This window comes from Cellulomonas marina (genome assembly GCF_900111925.1).
Lineage (GTDB): Bacteria > Actinomycetota > Actinomycetes > Actinomycetales > Cellulomonadaceae > Cellulomonas > Cellulomonas marina.
In genome coordinates this window covers 12,024-27,442 of the sequence record NZ_FOKA01000007.1, presented here as the reverse complement: position 1 = coordinate 27,442, position 15,419 = coordinate 12,024, and the positions used below count along the sequence as shown (strand labels likewise).

General features: G+C 76.0%; 14 protein-coding genes and 1 riboswitch. Of the genes, 6 read left to right on the top strand and 8 right to left on the bottom strand.

All coding sequences use genetic code 11. The features are described 5' to 3' along the window. Positions 1 to 55: 55 nt before the first annotated feature. Complete coding sequence (locus BM048_RS09000) at positions 56 to 346, bottom strand: DUF4235 domain-containing protein (RefSeq protein ID WP_090032534.1); 291 nt, start codon at positions 344 to 346, stop codon at positions 56 to 58. A gap of 124 nt (positions 347 to 470) precedes the next feature. Beyond that, positions 471 to 600: riboswitch (TPP riboswitch) on the top strand. Positions 601 to 697: 97 nt separating this feature from the next. On the opposite strand from BM048_RS09000, the gene BM048_RS08995 reads away from it, so the two are divergent. From BM048_RS08995 to BM048_RS08980, 4 genes are read left to right on the top strand one after another with little or no spacing between them, the layout of a single operon-like run. Further along, positions 698 to 1,831, top strand: a complete 1,134-nt coding sequence (locus BM048_RS08995; protein WP_239078897.1) for a thiamine ABC transporter substrate-binding protein — start codon at positions 698 to 700, stop codon at positions 1,829 to 1,831. An 18-nt stretch (positions 1,832 to 1,849) separates the two neighbouring features. Continuing rightward, positions 1,850 to 3,667, top strand: a complete 1,818-nt coding sequence (locus tag BM048_RS08990) for an ABC transporter permease (protein WP_373308443.1) — start codon at positions 1,850 to 1,852, stop codon at positions 3,665 to 3,667. Then, a complete protein-coding gene (locus BM048_RS08985) occupies positions 3,661 to 4,704 on the top strand; it encodes an ABC transporter ATP-binding protein (protein WP_373308442.1) in 1,044 nt (347 codons plus the stop codon). The genes BM048_RS08990 and BM048_RS08985 overlap by 7 nt, the downstream gene beginning before the upstream one ends. Before the next feature lie 8 nt (positions 4,705 to 4,712). Then, positions 4,713 to 5,414, top strand: a complete 702-nt coding sequence (locus BM048_RS08980; protein ID WP_203708902.1) for a haloacid dehalogenase type II — start codon at positions 4,713 to 4,715, stop codon at positions 5,412 to 5,414. A 34-nt stretch (positions 5,415 to 5,448) separates the two neighbouring features. Here the strand turns inward: BM048_RS08980 and BM048_RS18155 are convergent, their stop codons facing one another. Further along, the gene (locus BM048_RS18155; protein ID WP_175499426.1) at positions 5,449 to 6,609 is read right to left on the bottom strand and encodes a GNAT family protein; all 1,161 of its coding nucleotides are present in this window, start codon (positions 6,607 to 6,609) and stop codon (positions 5,449 to 5,451) included. A 138-nt stretch (positions 6,610 to 6,747) separates the two neighbouring features. Between BM048_RS18155 and BM048_RS08970 the strand changes: the two genes are divergently transcribed. Continuing rightward, positions 6,748 to 7,995 (top strand): Nramp family divalent metal transporter, encoded by a 1,248-nt coding sequence (locus tag BM048_RS08970; RefSeq protein WP_090032531.1) that lies wholly within the window; start codon positions 6,748 to 6,750, stop codon positions 7,993 to 7,995. A gap of 90 nt (positions 7,996 to 8,085) precedes the next feature. Here the strand turns inward: BM048_RS08970 and BM048_RS08965 are convergent, their stop codons facing one another. From BM048_RS08965 to fdhD, 6 genes are all read right to left on the bottom strand, one after another. Next, positions 8,086 to 8,370, bottom strand: a complete 285-nt coding sequence (locus tag BM048_RS08965) for a hypothetical protein (protein WP_090032529.1) — start codon at positions 8,368 to 8,370, stop codon at positions 8,086 to 8,088. Between the two features lie 24 nt (positions 8,371 to 8,394). Then, positions 8,395 to 8,994, bottom strand: coding sequence for a YdeI/OmpD-associated family protein (locus BM048_RS08960; RefSeq protein WP_090032528.1), 600 nt, complete (start codon positions 8,992 to 8,994; stop codon positions 8,395 to 8,397). Between the two features lie 2 nt (positions 8,995 to 8,996). Continuing rightward, positions 8,997 to 9,614 carry a cysteine hydrolase family protein gene (locus tag BM048_RS08955; RefSeq protein ID WP_090032526.1) on the bottom strand — a complete coding sequence of 206 codons (618 nt, stop codon included), beginning with the start codon at positions 9,612 to 9,614 and terminating at the stop codon, positions 8,997 to 8,999. Beyond that, positions 9,611 to 11,152: a purine-cytosine permease family protein gene (locus BM048_RS08950; RefSeq protein ID WP_090032525.1), complete on the bottom strand. Its 1,542-nt coding sequence runs from the start codon at positions 11,150 to 11,152 to the stop codon at positions 9,611 to 9,613. Before BM048_RS08950 ends, BM048_RS08955 begins: the two co-directional genes overlap by 4 nt. Before the next feature lie 108 nt (positions 11,153 to 11,260). After that, positions 11,261 to 12,019: a metallophosphoesterase family protein gene (locus BM048_RS08945; RefSeq protein ID WP_090032523.1), complete on the bottom strand. Its 759-nt coding sequence runs from the start codon at positions 12,017 to 12,019 to the stop codon at positions 11,261 to 11,263. Further along, a complete protein-coding gene (gene fdhD, locus BM048_RS08940; RefSeq protein ID WP_239078896.1) occupies positions 12,016 to 12,876 on the bottom strand; it encodes a formate dehydrogenase accessory sulfurtransferase FdhD in 861 nt (286 codons plus the stop codon). Before fdhD ends, BM048_RS08945 begins: the two co-directional genes overlap by 4 nt. Positions 12,877 to 13,022: 146 nt before the next feature. On the opposite strand from fdhD, the gene BM048_RS08935 reads away from it, so the two are divergent. After that, a complete protein-coding gene (locus BM048_RS08935; protein WP_090032520.1) occupies positions 13,023 to 15,419 on the top strand; it encodes an FdhF/YdeP family oxidoreductase in 2,397 nt (798 codons plus the stop codon).

The following is a 15,419-nucleotide window of genomic DNA, read 5'->3' as shown; positions in this document are numbered from 1 at the left end:
AGCGGGCACGGCGACGGCCCGCACCCGGGGAGGGTGCGGGCCGTCGGGCCGGTCCTCAGCGCTTGGGCAGTGGCGGGCGGGCGGCGCGCACGCGGCCCGAGATGCGGGCGGTCCCGCGCGTCGCGACGGCACGCGAGAGGTAGGCGACCGCACCTGTGACGGCGGCGGCGAGCAGCGCCTCCGACAGCTTGATGTCCGGGTCCTTCGTGGCCGGGTCGGGCGGCGCGTGGCCGGTCGCCTTCGTCCAGACGGCCGCCAGCACCTTGCGCGCGACCCAGGCGGTGCCGAGGGCCGTCACCATCCCGATGACCTTCGCGGTCGTCGACTCGGACTCGTCGTCCGCCATCACGTCTCCTCGTGCTCGTCGGGTGCTCGTCGAGAGATCTCGCCGGTCAACCTAGCGGGGCGCGCGCCCGCCCGCCCGTGCGAGGACGGCGTGCGCGGGCCGGGCGGGCGCGGTCTATGCTCGCCCCGAACGACAGGGGAGCGTCCGCCCCCCGGCCCTCCGGCCGGTGTGCGGGACGCTGAGAGTGCGGATCTCCGCAGACCCTCGCACCTGATCCGGTTCGCACCGGCGTAGGGAGTCGGGCTTCTCAGTCCTCGTGGTCGTCGGCGTCGTCCGGCCCGTGGTCCACGGGACGTGCGCGGCCGGCGCGCCGCGGCGACCCCCTCCTGCACCCTCGAGGAGGAGCACCACGTGAGCACCACCCTGACCGCACGGACCAGCAGGCGCGGCAGCCGACGCGTCGTCGCCGGCCTGTCGGCGGCCGCCCTGTCCGTCTCCGCCCTGGCCGCGTGCTCGGCCGTGGGCGCGGGCTCGTCGTCCGACGAGGACGCTGCCACCGCCGATGCGTCTGGCGCGGCAACCGGCACCGTCACCCTCGTCACCCACGAGTCCTTCGCCCTGTCCGAGGGGCTGCTCGAGGACTTCACCGCGCAGACCGGGCTGGAGGTCGAGGTCCTGCAGCAGGGCGACGCCGGTGCCCTGACGAACCAGCTGGTGCTGACCAAGGACGCGCCGCTGGGCGACCTCGTCTTCGGCATCGACAACACCTTCGCCTCCCGCGCGATGGGCGAGGGGGTCGTCGAGCCCGCGGAGCTGTCCGCGGCGGCGCTCGCCGACGCGCAGGAGTACGCGGTGGAGGGCGACGACGAGGGCGCCCTGACGGCGGTCGACTACAGCGACGTGTGCCTCAACGTCGACCGCGCCTGGTTCACGGAGAAGGGCCTCGCCGAGCCGACGACCCTCGAGGACCTCACGAAGCCCGAGTACCGGGACCTCACCGTGGTCCCGAGCGCGGTCTCCTCGTCGCCCGGGCTGGCGTTCCTGCTGACGACGGTCGCGGCGTTCGGCGAGGACGGCTGGGCGGACTACTGGCAGGCCCTGACCGACAACGGCCTGCGGGTCGTCGACGGCTGGTCCGACGCGTACTACACCGACTTCAGCGGGGGCGGCGGCGGGGGCGAGCGGCCGATCGTGCTCTCGTACGCCTCGTCCATCCCCTTCACGGTGCCCGAGGGCGGCGACGAGCCGACGACCGCGGCCCTCCTCGACACCTGCTTCCGCCAGGTCGAGTACGCCGGCGTGCTGGCCGGCGCGGAGAACCCGGAGGGCGCCGCGCAGCTGCTGGACTTCCTCCTGTCCGACGAGGTGCAGGCCGACGTGCCGACGTCCATGTACGTGTACCCGGTGAGCACCGCGGTGGAGCTGCCGGAGGAGTGGGCGCGCTGGGCGCCCCTGGCCGAGCAGCCGTTCGAGGTGCCCGCCGCGGACGTCGAGGCGCACCGCGAGGAGTGGCTGCAGCGCTGGACCGACGTCGTGACCGGCTGAGCGGCGCGTCCGGTGACCCTGCGCGAGGAGACCGCCGCCCCGCCGCTGCCGGTCGGCGTCCCCTCGGCGAGCCCGCCGGCCGGGGTCCCTGCCGCGCGGGCGCGGGCCGCGCGCAGGGGCCCGGCGCAGGGGCGCGGGCCGCGGCCGTCCCTCGCGCAGGTGCTCGGCTGGACCGTGGCGGTGCTCGTGCCGCTCGTCGTGCTCGGGATGTTCTTCGCGTGGCCCGTGGTCGCGACGGTGACCCGCGGGTTCGTCGCCGACGGCGCGCTGGACCTGTCCGGGTTCGGCGACGTCTTCGCCCGGCCCCGCACCTGGCGCGTCATCAGGCAGACGCTGCTGCAGGCGTCGGTGGCCACCGTGGTCGCGGTGGGGCTCGGCGTGCCGGGGGCGTACGTGCTGCACCGGTGCCGGTTCCCCGGGCGGGACCTGGTCCGGGCGCTGGTGACCGTGCCGTTCGTGCTGCCCACGGTCGTGGTCGGCGTGGCGTTCCGGTCGCTGCTCGTCGAGGGCGGGCCGCTGGGGTTCCTCGGGTGGGACGGGTCGCTGGCGGGGATCGTCGCGGCGCTCGTGTTCTTCAACTACGCGGTGGTCGTGCGGACCGTGGGCGGGACGTGGGCGCAGCTCGACGAGCGGCCCGCGCAGGCGGCGCGCTCGCTGGGCGCCTCGCCCGGGCGGGTGCTGCGGACGGTGACGCTGCCGGCGCTGGCGCCCGCGATCGCGTCCGCGGCGTCGCTCGTGTTCCTGTTCTGCGCCACGTCCTTCGGGACCGTGCTGGTGCTCGGGGGGCTGCGGCACGGGACGGTGGAGACCGAGATCTGGATCCAGACCGTGCAGCTGCTGGACCTGCGGGCCGCGGCGGTCCTGTCGGTGGTGCAGCTCGTGCTCGTGGCGTCGGTGCTGCTCGTCGCCGGGCGGCTGCGGGCGCGGCGCGAGCGGGCGCTGCCGCTGGGGACGCGGCGGGCGTCGGAGCGGGTGCTGCGGCTGCGGCGGGTGCCGGGGACGCCGCGCGGCGAGGGACGCGGGGGCGATGTCGCGGCGGTCGTCGTGACGGCGCTGACCGTCGTGGCGCTGGCCGTCCCGCTGGTCAACCTCGTCGTGCGGTCCCTGCGGGTGGGCGAGGGCTGGGGGCTCGCCCACTACCGGGCGCTGGCACGACGCGCCGACGGGATGCCGGTGAGCGTGCTCGACGCGACCGTGACCTCCGTGCGGGCGGCGCTCGACGCGACCGTGCTGGCGCTGGTGGTGGGGGTGCTCGTCGCGCTCGTGCTGTCGCGGCGGCCGCGCGCGGCGGTGGGGCGGCGGGCGGTGTCCGTGCTCGACGCGGTGGTCATGCTGCCGCTGGGGGTGTCGGCGGTGACCGTCGGGCTGGGGTTCCTGCTGGCGCTCCACCGGCCGTTCGGGCTGGACCTCGACCTGCGGACGAGCCCGCTGCTCGTGCCGGTCGCGCAGGCCGTCGTGGCGGTGCCGCTCGTCGTGCGGACGGTGCTGCCCGTCCTGCGGTCGGTGGACCCGCGGCTGCCGCAGGTCGCGGCGACGCTCGGGGCCGGGCCGGGGCGCGTGCTGCGGACCGTGGACGGCGCGCTGGCCGCGCGGGCCGGCGGGCTGGCGGTCGGGTTCGCGCTCGCGGCCTCCCTCGGGGAGTTCGGGGCGACGTCGTTCGTCGCCCGGGCCGACGCGCCGACGCTGCCCGTCATGGTCTACCGGCTCATCGGCCGGCCGGGGGCGGAGAGCTACGGGCAGGCGCTGGCGGCGTCGGTGCTGCTGGCGGTGCTGACGGCGGTGGTCATCGCCGCGTGCGAGCGGCTGCGGGCGCCGGGGACGGTGAGCGACTGGTGAGCGAGACGGCGTCGGCGGGGCCGGGTGCCGCGCGCGGGCTCGAGGTGCGGGACCTCGTCGTGCGGTACGCGGCCACGGGACCGGCTGCGGTCGACGGCGTGAGCCTCGCGGTGGCTGACGGCGTGCTGGCGCTGCTCGGGCCGTCGGGCTGCGGCAAGTCCTCGCTGCTGCGGGCCGTCGCGGGGCTCGAGCCCGTGGCCGGCGGGGACGTGCGCTGGGACGGCGCGTCGGTGGTCGAGGTCCCCGTGCACCGGCGCGGGTTCGGCCTGCTGTTCCAGGACGGGCAGCTCTTCCCGCACCGCGACGTCGGGGGCAACGTCGCGTACGGGCTGGAGGGACCGGGCGACGCGCGCCCGTCCCGCGCGACCCGTCGCGCCCGGGTGGCCGAGCTGCTGGAGCTGGTCGGGCTCGCGGGCTTCGCGGACCGGTCCGTGGCCACCCTGTCGGGCGGGGAGCGTCAGCGGGTCGCGCTGGCCCGGGCGCTGGCGCCGCGTCCCCGGCTCCTGCTGCTCGACGAGCCCCTGTCCGCGCTGGACCAGGGCCTGCGGGAGCGGCTCGCCGAGGACCTGCGCGCGGCCCTGGCGGCGACGGGCACCGCGGCGGTCCTCGTCACGCACGACCAGGACGAGGCCGCGGCGGTGGCCGACCGGGTCGCCGTGATGTCCGCCGGGCGGCTGCTGCAGGTGGGGACGCCGACGGAGCTGTGGCGGTCCCCGGCGGGCCCGGAGGTGGCGGCGTTCCTGGGGTTCGAGGCGGTCGTGCCCCGGGCCGTGCTGGGGGCGGGCGACGCCGCGACCGTGGCGCTGGCCCCCGGCGCCCTCGTCGTCGCGTCGTCCGGCGCGGGGACCACCGACGGCCGCGTCGTGCGGGTCCGTGCCCGCCGGGGCCGGACGGAGGTCCTCGTCTCGGTGCAGGGCCTCGGGGTGGTGACCGCCGCGGCGCCCGTCGGCTGGACGGGCTCCGTCGGCTCGAGCGTGCCGCTGGTGGTGGACCCCGACCGGGTCGTCCCCGTCGGCGCCAGGAGCGCGACAGGCTGAGGAGCACCGTGGACGAGAGCACCGCCGGCAGCGACACGCACGACCGGCCCGACGTCGTCGTCCTCGACGTCAACGAGACGCTCTCGGACATGGCGCCGCTGGGCGGCCGGCTCGTGGAGGTCGGCGCACCCGAGCACCTGGTGACGACCTGGTTCGCGACCGTCCTGCGGGACGGCTTCGCGCTGACGGCCGCGGGTGCTCCGGCGGCCTTCACCGACGTGGCCGGGGCAGCGCTGCGGGTCCAGCTCGCGGCGCAGCCGCTCACGCGCCCGCTCGACGAGTCGGTCGACCACGTGCTGGCGGGGCTGTCCGACCTGGGCCTGCACCCGGACGTCCGGGAGGGGCTCGAGGGGCTGGCCGGCCTCGGCGTCCGGTGCGTGACCCTGAGCAACGGCTCGGTGGCCTCCACGCGGGGGCTGCTCGACCGGGGCGGGGTCGCGCACCTCGTCGACGACGTGCTCTCGGTCGACGACGCCGGCGCCTGGAAGCCCGCGCGCAACGCCTACGCGTACGCGGCGCGGCGGTGCGGCACCGAGCCGGAGCAGATGATGCTCGCGGCCGTGCACCCGTGGGACGTCGACGGGGCGTCGCGCGCCGGTCTGCGGACGGCGTGGATCGACCGCACCGGGACCCCGTACCCGGATGTGTTCCGGCGGCCGACCTCGACCGTGCCGTCCCTCGTCGGGCTCGCTGCCGCGCTCGGCGCCTGACGGCACCGCGCGACGGCGCAACTCGGCAGCTCGTTCAGGACGGCAGGATCCGCTGCCACTCGCCGCTGCCGCCGGCCGGGCGGAAGCCGAGCGCGACGTTGATCCCGAGCATGAACCGGTTCTCCTCGGCGTTCCACGTGCCGATCCGCCGGACGGACGGCCGCTCCCGGGCCAGCCCCAGGAGCTGCTCGGTCTTGACGAGCATCCCGAGCCGACGCCCGCGGTGCTCCGCCAGGACCAGCGTGTCCTCCTGCTCGGCGACCGGCTCCTCGCCGCGCGTGATGACGGTCGTGAAGGCGACGAGCCGCCCGGTCGGCACGTGCTCGGCCGCGACCGTGCGGGCGAGCCGCCCGGCTCGCTCCCACTGCGCCTCCGCGACGCGGATGCGCGCGCGGTCCCAGCGCTCCTCCTCGATCTGCAGCCCGGCGGAGGGGTCGTCGGTGCTCATCCGGCTGTAGAGCACCGCCAGGTCGTCCAGCCACCGGTCGGGGCAGGGCCCGTCCCAGGCGACCACCCGGTAGTCGGGACCGGCCGCCGCGCGGGCCTCGTCGTGCAGGCGGGTGAGCAGCTCGTCGGGCACGGGCAGGTCCAGCGCGGAGTAGCGGGCGACCTGCTCCAGCACGTAGCCGTGCGCCAGCGCGAACCGGACGCCGGGGCTGCTGCGCCGGACGTGGCCGCTGCCGGTGGGCGGGGCGAGGGCGTCGGGTCCGTCGCCGGGCTCGTCGCGCTGGTCGGTGGAGACCATGAGCACCGTCCGGCCCTCGGCGACGACCGCCTCGAGGAGCGCGACGTGCAGCGCCTCACCGATGGCGCGCCCGCGGTGACCGGGTCGGACGCCGAGGTCCAGCGCCGCGGCCGTCGTGTTGTCCGTCAGCGGGAGCTCGGCGGTGGCGTAGCCGAGGACCCGGGCCGGGTCGGGGCGGTCGGTTGGGTCGTCCGCGAGGGCGACGAGCCGGACCCGGCGGTGGTGCACCACCTGCTGCAGGCGGGCGAGGACCTCGAGCGGCGACACGGCGTGGTCGCGCAGCCCCGTCTCGTGCTCGACGACCTCGTTCATCGCCGCGGTCAGCCCGTGCAGCAGCCAGGCGTCCGGCGCGTCGAGGGAGGCCGGCGTCGGCACCGGCACCACGCGGACGCCGTCCGGGGCGTCGGACGCGACGGCGGTGAGCGGGGACGGGACGTCGGTGTCGGTCACCCGGTGAGCGTGCCGCCGAGGGCGTGCCGCTGTCACCGGCATTTCGGCCCCCGTCCTCCCTCGCGACCCGGCCGCCGCAGTCGTACGCTGCCGAGCGCAGGTTTCGGTCATCCGAAACCCGGGCGACGAGGAGGGGCCGTGACAGCGGTGCAGGAGCGCGCGGGAGCCGGCCGGCGGCCGGTCGGCGGCGGCGTGCCGGTGCTGCTCGGGCCGGCCTTCGTCGCCGCCGTGGCCTACGTCGACCCCGGCAACGTCGCCGCCAACCTCACCGCCGGCGCCCGGTACGGCTACGCGCTGCTCTGGGTGCTCGTGGCCGCGAACCTCATGGCCGTGCTGGTGCAGTACCACTCGGCGAAGGTCGGTCTCGTCACCGGGCAGTCCCTCCCGGACCTGCTCGGGACGCGGCTGCGGCCGTGGCCGCGGCGGGCGTACTGGCTGCAGGCGGAGCTCGTCGCGGCGGCCACCGACGTCGCCGAGGTCGTCGGCGGGGCGCTCGCGCTGCAGCTGCTGTTCGGGCTGCCCCTGCCGCTCGGCGGCGCGCTCGTCGGGGTCGTGTCGCTGGTGCTGCTCCTGACGCAGGACCGGTACGGCGCGCGGCGGTTCGAGCAGGTCGTCGTCGCGCTGCTCGTGGTCATCACCGTGGGGTTCTGCCTGGGGCTGCTGGTGTCGCCGCCGTCGGCCGGCGGGATGCTGGGCGGGATGGTGCCGGGGTTCCCCGACGGGGACGCGGTGCTGCTGGCCGCGAGCATGCTGGGCGCCACCGTCATGCCGCACGCGATCTACGCGCACTCCGCGCTCGTGCGGGACCGGCACGGGCGGGCGGCGCCGGGGGAGGGGCGTCGGCTGCTGCTGCGGGCGACGCGGTGGGACGTCGGCGTCGCGCTCGCGGTGGCCGGGGTCGTCAACATCGCGCTGCTGCTCCTCGCGGCGTCCGGCCTGCAGGGTGTCGAGGGCACGGACACCATCGAGGGTGCGCACGCGGCGATCGAGTCCGCCCTCGGACCGGTGGTGGCGATCGCCTTCGGCATCGGACTGCTGGCCGCCGGGCTCGCGTCGACGTCGGTGGGCGCCTACGCCGGCGCGACGATCATGGCCGGGCTGCTGCACCGGCGGATCCCGCTGCTGGTCCGCCGGCTGGTGACGCTCCTCCCGGCGCTCGTGCTGCTCGCGCTCGGGGCGGATCCGACGTGGACGCTCGTGCTCAGCCAGGTCGTGCTGAGCTTCGGGCTGCCGTTCGTGCTGGTCCCGCTCGTGCTGCTGGCCCGCAGCCGGTCGGTCATGGGGGAGGACCGGACCCGCGGCGTCGTGCATGCCCTGCTCGTGGTCGTCACGGCCCTCGTCGGCGCGCTGAACGTCGCCCTGCTGGCGCTCCTCGCGGGCGGGTAGCGCCCTGCTATCCAGGCTGATGGCCAGAAGCCGACGTCGTGCGCTCGTCACGTGTCAGGGTGTGCTTCCCCCGTGGAGTCGTTGCGGTGATCAGCCCCGGCGCCGTCGCTCCCGCTCGTAGGGGTCCTCGAGCTCGTCGTCAAACGCGGCACGGATGTCCCGCTTCCAGGCCTCGGCCTGGTCTTCCGTGAGCGGCGAGCTCTCGTAGAGCGCCCTGAGGGCGTTCGCGTCGACGAACCGCCGCTGCCTACCGACGGAGTCGCGCGGCGTGCCGGTCTCTCCCGTGACGGTCGTGCTCCCGCCGTCGCTGTCACCGGTCGCGGCGAGGGGCGAGCTGTCGCCATCCCGCGTCCGATGCGCGAGGTCGTCTCCCATCGGGGGAGAGTAACGCCGTCGGGGTCAGGGCTTGGGGTGGGGCAGCCAGCCCTCCGCCAGGCGGCCGACGAGGCGCTCGACGGCTGCTGCTCGGCCCTTCTCCGTCCGGGGGACGCCGACGCGGTGGAGGATCGCGTAGCGGTTCGTCGCGTCGAGGGCGTCGAAGGCCGCGCGCGCGGCGGGGGTCGCGTCGAGGGCCGCCTCCAGGTCCGGCGGGACGACCGCGGTGGCGGGGCCGGCGTAGGCGGCGTCCCACCGGCCGTCGGCCTGGGCGCGCTCGACCTCGGCGATCCCGCGCGGGCGCATGCGGCCCTCGGTGGTCAGCCGCGCGACGTACGTGACGTTCCGGGCCGACCACATGCTGCGCTGCCGGCGCGGGGTGAAGCGCTGCCGGTAGATCCGGTCGTCGACGCTGCGGGCCTGGCCGTCGATCCAGCCGCTGCACAGCGCCTCGTCGAGCGCCGTCGCGTAGACGAGGGTCGTCGGGGCGGCCGCGCCCTTCTTCGCCAGGACCAGCCACACGCCGTCGGAGGTGTCCTCGTGCTCGTCGAGCCACGCGCGCCAGGCCGCCACGTCCGGGACGAGGAGCTCGGGCTGCTCCGGGCGCGGCGTGTGGGCGGCCACGATCAGCTCCGGGCCGCCGCGGCCTCGGCGGTCACCCCGTCGAGCACCGCCGCCGTCGTGGTCACGCGGATCAGCGGCGCGTACAGGCGCATGGCGTCCAGCGCGCGCTCGTGGTCGGCGTCGCTCGCGCCGGCGCACGCGTCCGCGGCCACCACGACCTCCACGCCGGACTCGGCGGCGGCCAGGGCCGTCGACAGCACGCAGCAGTCCGTGCTCACCCCGCACAGCACGACGCGCTCCACCGGGACCGGCGCCTCACCCCCCTCGTCCGCCATCGTGGCCAGCCGGGGGACGAGGGCGTCCCACTTGCCGAACGTCGTCGCGTCGACCGTCGGCCGCTCGACGAGGTCCGCGAGCGCCGGCACGACCTCCCACAGCGGGGCGTCGGCCGGCTGCAGCGCGAAGGGCCACTCGTCGTAGTACGCCTGCCAGGCGCCGCGCGGCTCGGCCGGGGCCAGGAACCGGGTGAACAGCGTCCGGCCGGGGTGGGCGGCGGCGAGGGAGCGCACGGGCTCCACCGTCGCGGCGAAGGCCGGGGCCGCCCAGGGCTGACCGGGCTCGGTGAAGACGCGCTGCGCGTCGACGACGACGAGCGCGGTCCGCGACCCGACGGGCGTCACAGCCGGCCGTCCGGCTGCAGCGACGCCTCCACCTCGCGGGCCGGTACGGCGGCCTCGGCCGGCAGGCTCTCCTGGCGTCGCACGGCACCCGCGCGCAGCACGAGCGTGGCGACGAACCCGACGGCCAGGGCGACGAGCACGCCGAGGTTGGCGAAGGCCCAGGCGCCCTCGCGACCACCCAGCGGCCCGAGCAGGTAGCCCTGCCACGCCAGCCAGCCGGCGTAGGTGTTGACCACGAGGCCCCATCCGAGGAAGGAGGCGACGGCCAGGACCGCCAGCGTCGGGCCCACGACGTCGCCGTAGCGCCCGGCCGGGGTGAACAAGTCGCGCTCGGCGTAGGGGCGGCGGCGCAGCGCGATGTCGGCCAGGAAGATCCCGCACCACGCGGCGATCGGCACGCCGAGGGTGATGAGGAAGCCCTGGAACACCCCGAAGAACTCGTCGGAGCCGAACACCACGTAGATCGTGCCCAGGACCATGACGACCCCGTCGATGCCCGCCGCGACGGGTCGCTTCACGGGCAGCCCGGTCGCCACGAGCGCGAGGCCGGAGGAGTACAGGTCCAGCACAGCCCCGCCGACGAGGCCCAGCACCGCGACGACCGCGAACGGCAGGAGGTACCAGGGGGGCAGCACCGTGGTGAGCGCCCCGACCGGGTCGGCCGAGATGGCGGCGCGCAGCTCGTCGTCGGACGCCGCCAGCAGCAGGCCGAAGCCCACCAGGAGCAGCGGCGCGAGCGAGGCGCCGACCGTCGTCCAGCCCACGACCCCGCGCGACGAGCTCGTCCGCGGCAGGTAGCGCGAGTAGTCGGCGGCCATGTTCACCCAGCCCAGCCCGAAGCCGGTCATCATGAACACCAGCGCGCCGACGAAGGCCTGCCCGCTGCCCGCCGGCACCGCCGCCACGGCGTCGAGGTCCACCTCGTCGAGCACCAGCAGCACGTAGCCGACCGTGAGCACCGCGGTCACCACGGTGATGACCGTCTGCAGCCGCATGATGAGGTCGAAGCCGAACACGCCTCCGGCGACGACGAGCCCGGCCACCACCAGCAGCGCCACGACCTGCGTCGTCGTCCCGCCGCCCCAGCCCAGCCGCCCGAGCACGGTGCCCGTCGCCAACGTGGCCAACGAGACCAGCACGGTCTCCCACCCGACGGTGAGCAACCACGACAGCCCCGAGGCGACGCGGTTGCCGCGCACGCCGAGCGCCGCCCGGCTGAGCACCATCGTCGGCGCGGAACCGCGCTTGCCGGCCAGCGAGACCAGCCCGCACAGCACGAACGAGAAGAGGATCCCGACGACGGCCGCCGCGGTGGCCTGGCCGAAGGAGATGCCGAAGTCGAGCACCCACGCGCCGTACGACAGCCCCAGGACCGAGACGTTCGCGGCGAACCACGGCCAGAACAGGTCCCGCGGGCGGCCCTTGCGGTCCGCGTCGGCGATGACGTCGATGCCGTGGCTCTCGACCTGCAGCGCACCGCCCGAGGGGTTCGCGGCCGTCGCACCCGACGGTCCGGAGGGTCCTGCTGCGGCGGTCATGCGCGCTCCTGGGTGGGAGGGGTGCGGTGGGGAGGACGGTCGTCCTGGCACGACCGTAGGGGCGAGCACCGACACGGGCAACGACGTCCCACGGCCGCCCGGCGCGCGTCAGACCAGGCCGAGCCCCGCGTGCCGCCCGCGGAAGATGCCCGTGCGCAGCTCGATCTCCCACTCGCGCAGGGCCGGCATGCCCACCGCCCGCGCGACGTCGAGCTCCGCCTCGACGTCGTAGGGCACCCGCACGAGCGTGAGGACGAACGGGTCGTCGAGCGTCCCGCCGGGCACGCCCTCGAGGACCGCGTACGACGGCACCGGCCCGTCGAGCGGGTTCCCGGCGCTGCCGCAGTTGAACAGGGTGCGCCCGTCGACGTTGCGGACGTAGGCGTCGTGCACGTCGCCGTAGCCGACGACGGCAGGCTCCGGTCCGGACCCGGTCAGCTCCGTCGTGGCGAACATCGCGTCGAACTCCGCGTCGGAGTGGTGGAAGTGCACGCGTGTGTAGACGCTCGTCGCGGACGCGTGCACCAGCCGGATGCGCCGGCCGCTGAGGTCGAGGTGGTGCACGAGCGGCAGCGACGTCAGCCAGGCGCGGTCGTCGGCCGACAGCTCGTCGTGCCACCACTGCGCCGCCGGGTCCGCGAACGGCGCGCCCGTCGGCAGGACGTCGTCCCAGTTCCCGCGGACGGTCACGGCGCAGCGCTCGCGCGTCCGCGCGATCGCCGCCGACCCCCGCGGGCCCTTGCCCGCCACGTCCCCGAGGTTGAGCACCGTCGTGATACCGCGCCGGTCGATGTCCGCGAGCACCGCGTCGTACGCCGTCAGGTTGCCGTGCACGTCGGACAGGACGGCGATCCGGGTGACGGTCACACGGGCACGCTACCCACGCGCACCCGCCCCGGCCGGGTGTAGAGCGTGAGCCGGTCCCCGCGCGAGAACCCGACGAGGGTCAGCCCCGCGCGCTCGGCCAGCGCGACGGCCAGGTCGGACGGCGCCCCGACCGCGGCCAGCACCGGCACCCCGGCCATGACCGCCTTCTGCACGAGCTCGAAGGACGCCCGGCCCGACACCTGCAGCACCGTCCCGCGCAGCGGCAGCAGCCCGTCGCGCAGCGCCCGGCCCAGCACCTTGTCCACCGCGTTGTGGCGGCCCACGTCCTCCCGCACGACGAGCGCGTCGCCACCGGCCGTGAAGAGCCCGGCCGCGTGCACGCCACCCGTGCGCGCGAACAGCGGCTGCGCCGCGCGCAGCGCCTCGGGCAGCCCGGCCAGCACCTCCGCGTCGACGACGACGTCGTCGGCCGCCACGTCGAACGCGGAGGTCACCTCGACGTCGTCGATCGCCGTCAGACCGCACACCCCGCACGCGCTCGTCGTGTAGGTGCGGCGCTCGCGGCCCAGCGCGCGCAGCGCGGCGTCGGCGGCCAGGGACGCCTCGACGACGTTGTAGGTCTGCCAGCCCTCGGCGTCCGTGCCGGTGCAGTAGCGCAGGGCGACGAGGTCGTCGCGCTCCCGCAGCACGCCCTCGGACAGCAGGAACCCCGCGACGAGGTCGAAGTCCTCGCCGGGCGTGCGCATCGTGACGCTGTGCGAGCGCCCGGCGGCCCGGATCTCCAGCGGCTCCTCGCCCGCCAGGGCCTGCTCGCGCTCGTGCGCGGTGGCGGCACCGGTGCCGTCACCGGCCAGGCGCACGACGACGGCCCTCCGCCGCGCGACCACCCGGCTCACGGGGTGCTCGCGTGCTCGGGCACGTGCGCGCTCATCGGGCCTCCCGGCGTCGTCGTCGACCGCGGCCATCGTAGGTCGCGGGCCCGGGCGCGGTGTCGGGGAGAGGGTCGGGCCTACGATCGTCGGACCTGGCGGACGGAGCGACGATGACCGGACGGATCACGGGCGACCCCGCGGGCGGTCGCGCCGGTGCGCAGCACGACGAGGAGCGGGTGCCGGCCGGCGCGCTCCGCCGGGCCCAGGACGTCGACGACGCGACGCTCAGCGGCCTGCGCGTCGGCCCGCCCGCCACGCACGCGGCGGGCCTGCCCGGTGTGGCACACGCGCTCGACGTCGCGCTGCGGCAGATGGGACCCGTGCGCACGGCCCGCACTCTGACCCGCGTCAACCAGACCCACGGCTTCGACTGCCCCGGCTGCGCGTGGCCGGAGGCCGCCCACCGCTCGCCGGCGGAGTTCTGCGAGAACGGCGCCAAGGCCGTCGCCGAGGAGGCGACGACGCGCACGGTCGGCCCGGCCTTCTTCGCCCACCACCCCGTGGCCGAGCTGGCGGGCTGGGACGACCACTCCCTCGGTCAGCAGGGCCGCCTCACTCACCCCGTCCTGCTCGACGAGGGCGCCACCCACTACCGGCCCGTCACGTGGGACGAGGCCTACGACGTCCTCGTCGGGGAGCTGGCGGCCCTGGCCTCGCCCGACGAGGCCGTCTTCTACACCTCGGGCCGCACGTCCAACGAGGCCGCCTTCGCCTACGCGCTCATGGTCCGCGGATTCGGCACGAACAACCTGCCCGACTGCTCCAACATGTGCCACGAGTCGAGCGGATCCGCGCTGACGGAGACGATCGGCATCGGCAAGGGCAGCGTGCACCTGGCCGACCTCGAGCGCGCCGACCTCGTCGTCGTCGCCGGGCAGAACCCCGGCACCAACCACCCGCGGATGCTCACCGCGCTGCAGCGCGCGAAGGCGGCGGGGGCGAGGATCGTCGCCGTCAACCCGCTGCGCGAGGTCGGGCTGCTGCACTTCGACGACCCGCAGCGGCCGTCCGGGGCGCTCGGGCGCGGCACCGACCTGGCCGACGACTACCTGCAGGTGCGGCTGGGCGGGGACCAGGGGCTGTTCCAGGGCTTGGCCAAGCACCTGCTCGAGCTCGAGGCGGCGCGCCCGGGGTCGGTCCTCGACACGGCGTTCCTCGCCGGGAGCACGGAGGGATTCGAGGACTACGCCGCGGCGCTGCGGGCGCTGCCATGGGCGCAGGTCGAGGAGGCGACGGGGCTGACCGAGGCGGACGTCCGGGCGCTGGGGGACCGGTTCGCCGCCTCCCGGGCGACGATCGTCTGCTGGGCGATGGGCCTCACCCAGCACCCGCACGCGGTGGCCACGCTCAAGGACGTCGTCAGCCTGCTGCTGCTGCGCGGGGACATCGGCCGGCCCGGAGCCGGGTTGTGCCCGGTGCGCGGGCACTCGAACGTGCAGGGCGACCGGACCATGGGCATCTTCGAGCGGATGCCCACGGCGTACCACGACGCCATCGACCGGGAGTTCGGCTTCACCTCGCCCCGGGCGCACGGCCTGGACACCGTGGCGGCCATCGAGGCGCTGCGCGACGGGCGGGCGCACGTGTTCGTCGGGATGGGCGGCAACTTCGCGCGGGCCACGCCGGACACCGGGGCGACGGAGGAGGCGCTGCGGCGGGCGCGGCTGACCGTGCAGGTGTCGACGAAGCTCAACCGCTCGCACGTGGTCACGGGTCGGCGGGCCCTGATCCTGCCGACCCTGGGCCGCACGGACCGCGACGTGCAGGCGTCGGGCCGTCAGCGGGTGTCCGTCGAGGACTCCATGAGCGCGGTGCACGCCTCGACCGGGCGCCTCAAACCCGCCGGGCCGCTGCTGCGCAGCGAGGTCGCGATCATCACCGAGCTGGCCGAGCGGCTTCTGGCCGGGCGCCCGGGCGCGCCGCGCGTGGACTGGCGCGGGTGGCGGAAGGACTACCGGCGCATCCGGGCGGCGATCAGCCGCGTCGTGCCCGGGTTCGAGGACTACGAGGCGCGCCTCGACGAGCCCGGCGGTTTCGTCCTGCCGCACCCGCCACGGGACACCCGGACCTTCGCGACCCCGAGCGGCCGCGCGCGGTTCACCGTCAACGCGCTGACGTACCCGCGGATCCCGCCGGGGACGCTGCTGCTGCAGACGATCCGCTCGCACGACCAGTTCAACACCACGGTCTACGGCCCCGACGACCGCTACCGGGGCATCCGGGGCGGGCGCCGGGTGGTCTTCGTGCACCCCGCGGACCTGGCCGACCTCGGCCTCGCGGCGGGTGACCTCGTGGACCTCGTCGGCGTGCACGACGACGGCCGCGAGCGCCGGGCCGCCGGCTTCCGCGCGGTCGCCTACGACACGCCGCGCGGCAACGCGGCGGCCTACTACCCGGAGACGAACGTCCTGGTGCCGCTGTCGTCCTACGCCGCCGTCTCGCGCACGCCCACGTCGAAGTCGGTGCTGGTCCGGCTCGAGCCGGCGACGGTGCCCGCGCCGGCCTGA

Bases quoted from the DNA above. Each gene is read 5' to 3' on its own strand.
- BM048_RS08965 (WP_090032529.1), bottom strand. From the start codon at position 8,370: ATGGGAGACGACCTCGCGCATCGGACGCGGGATGGCGACAGCTCGCCC.
- BM048_RS08950 (WP_090032525.1), bottom strand. From the start codon at position 11,152: ATGACCGCCGCAGCAGGACCCTCCGGACCGTCGGGTGCGACGGCCGCG.
- BM048_RS09000 (WP_090032534.1), bottom strand. From the start codon at position 346: ATGGCGGACGACGAGTCCGAGTCGACGACCGCGAAGGTCATCGGGATG.
- BM048_RS08935 (WP_090032520.1), top strand. From the start codon at position 13,023: ATGACCGGACGGATCACGGGCGACCCCGCGGGCGGTCGCGCCGGTGCG.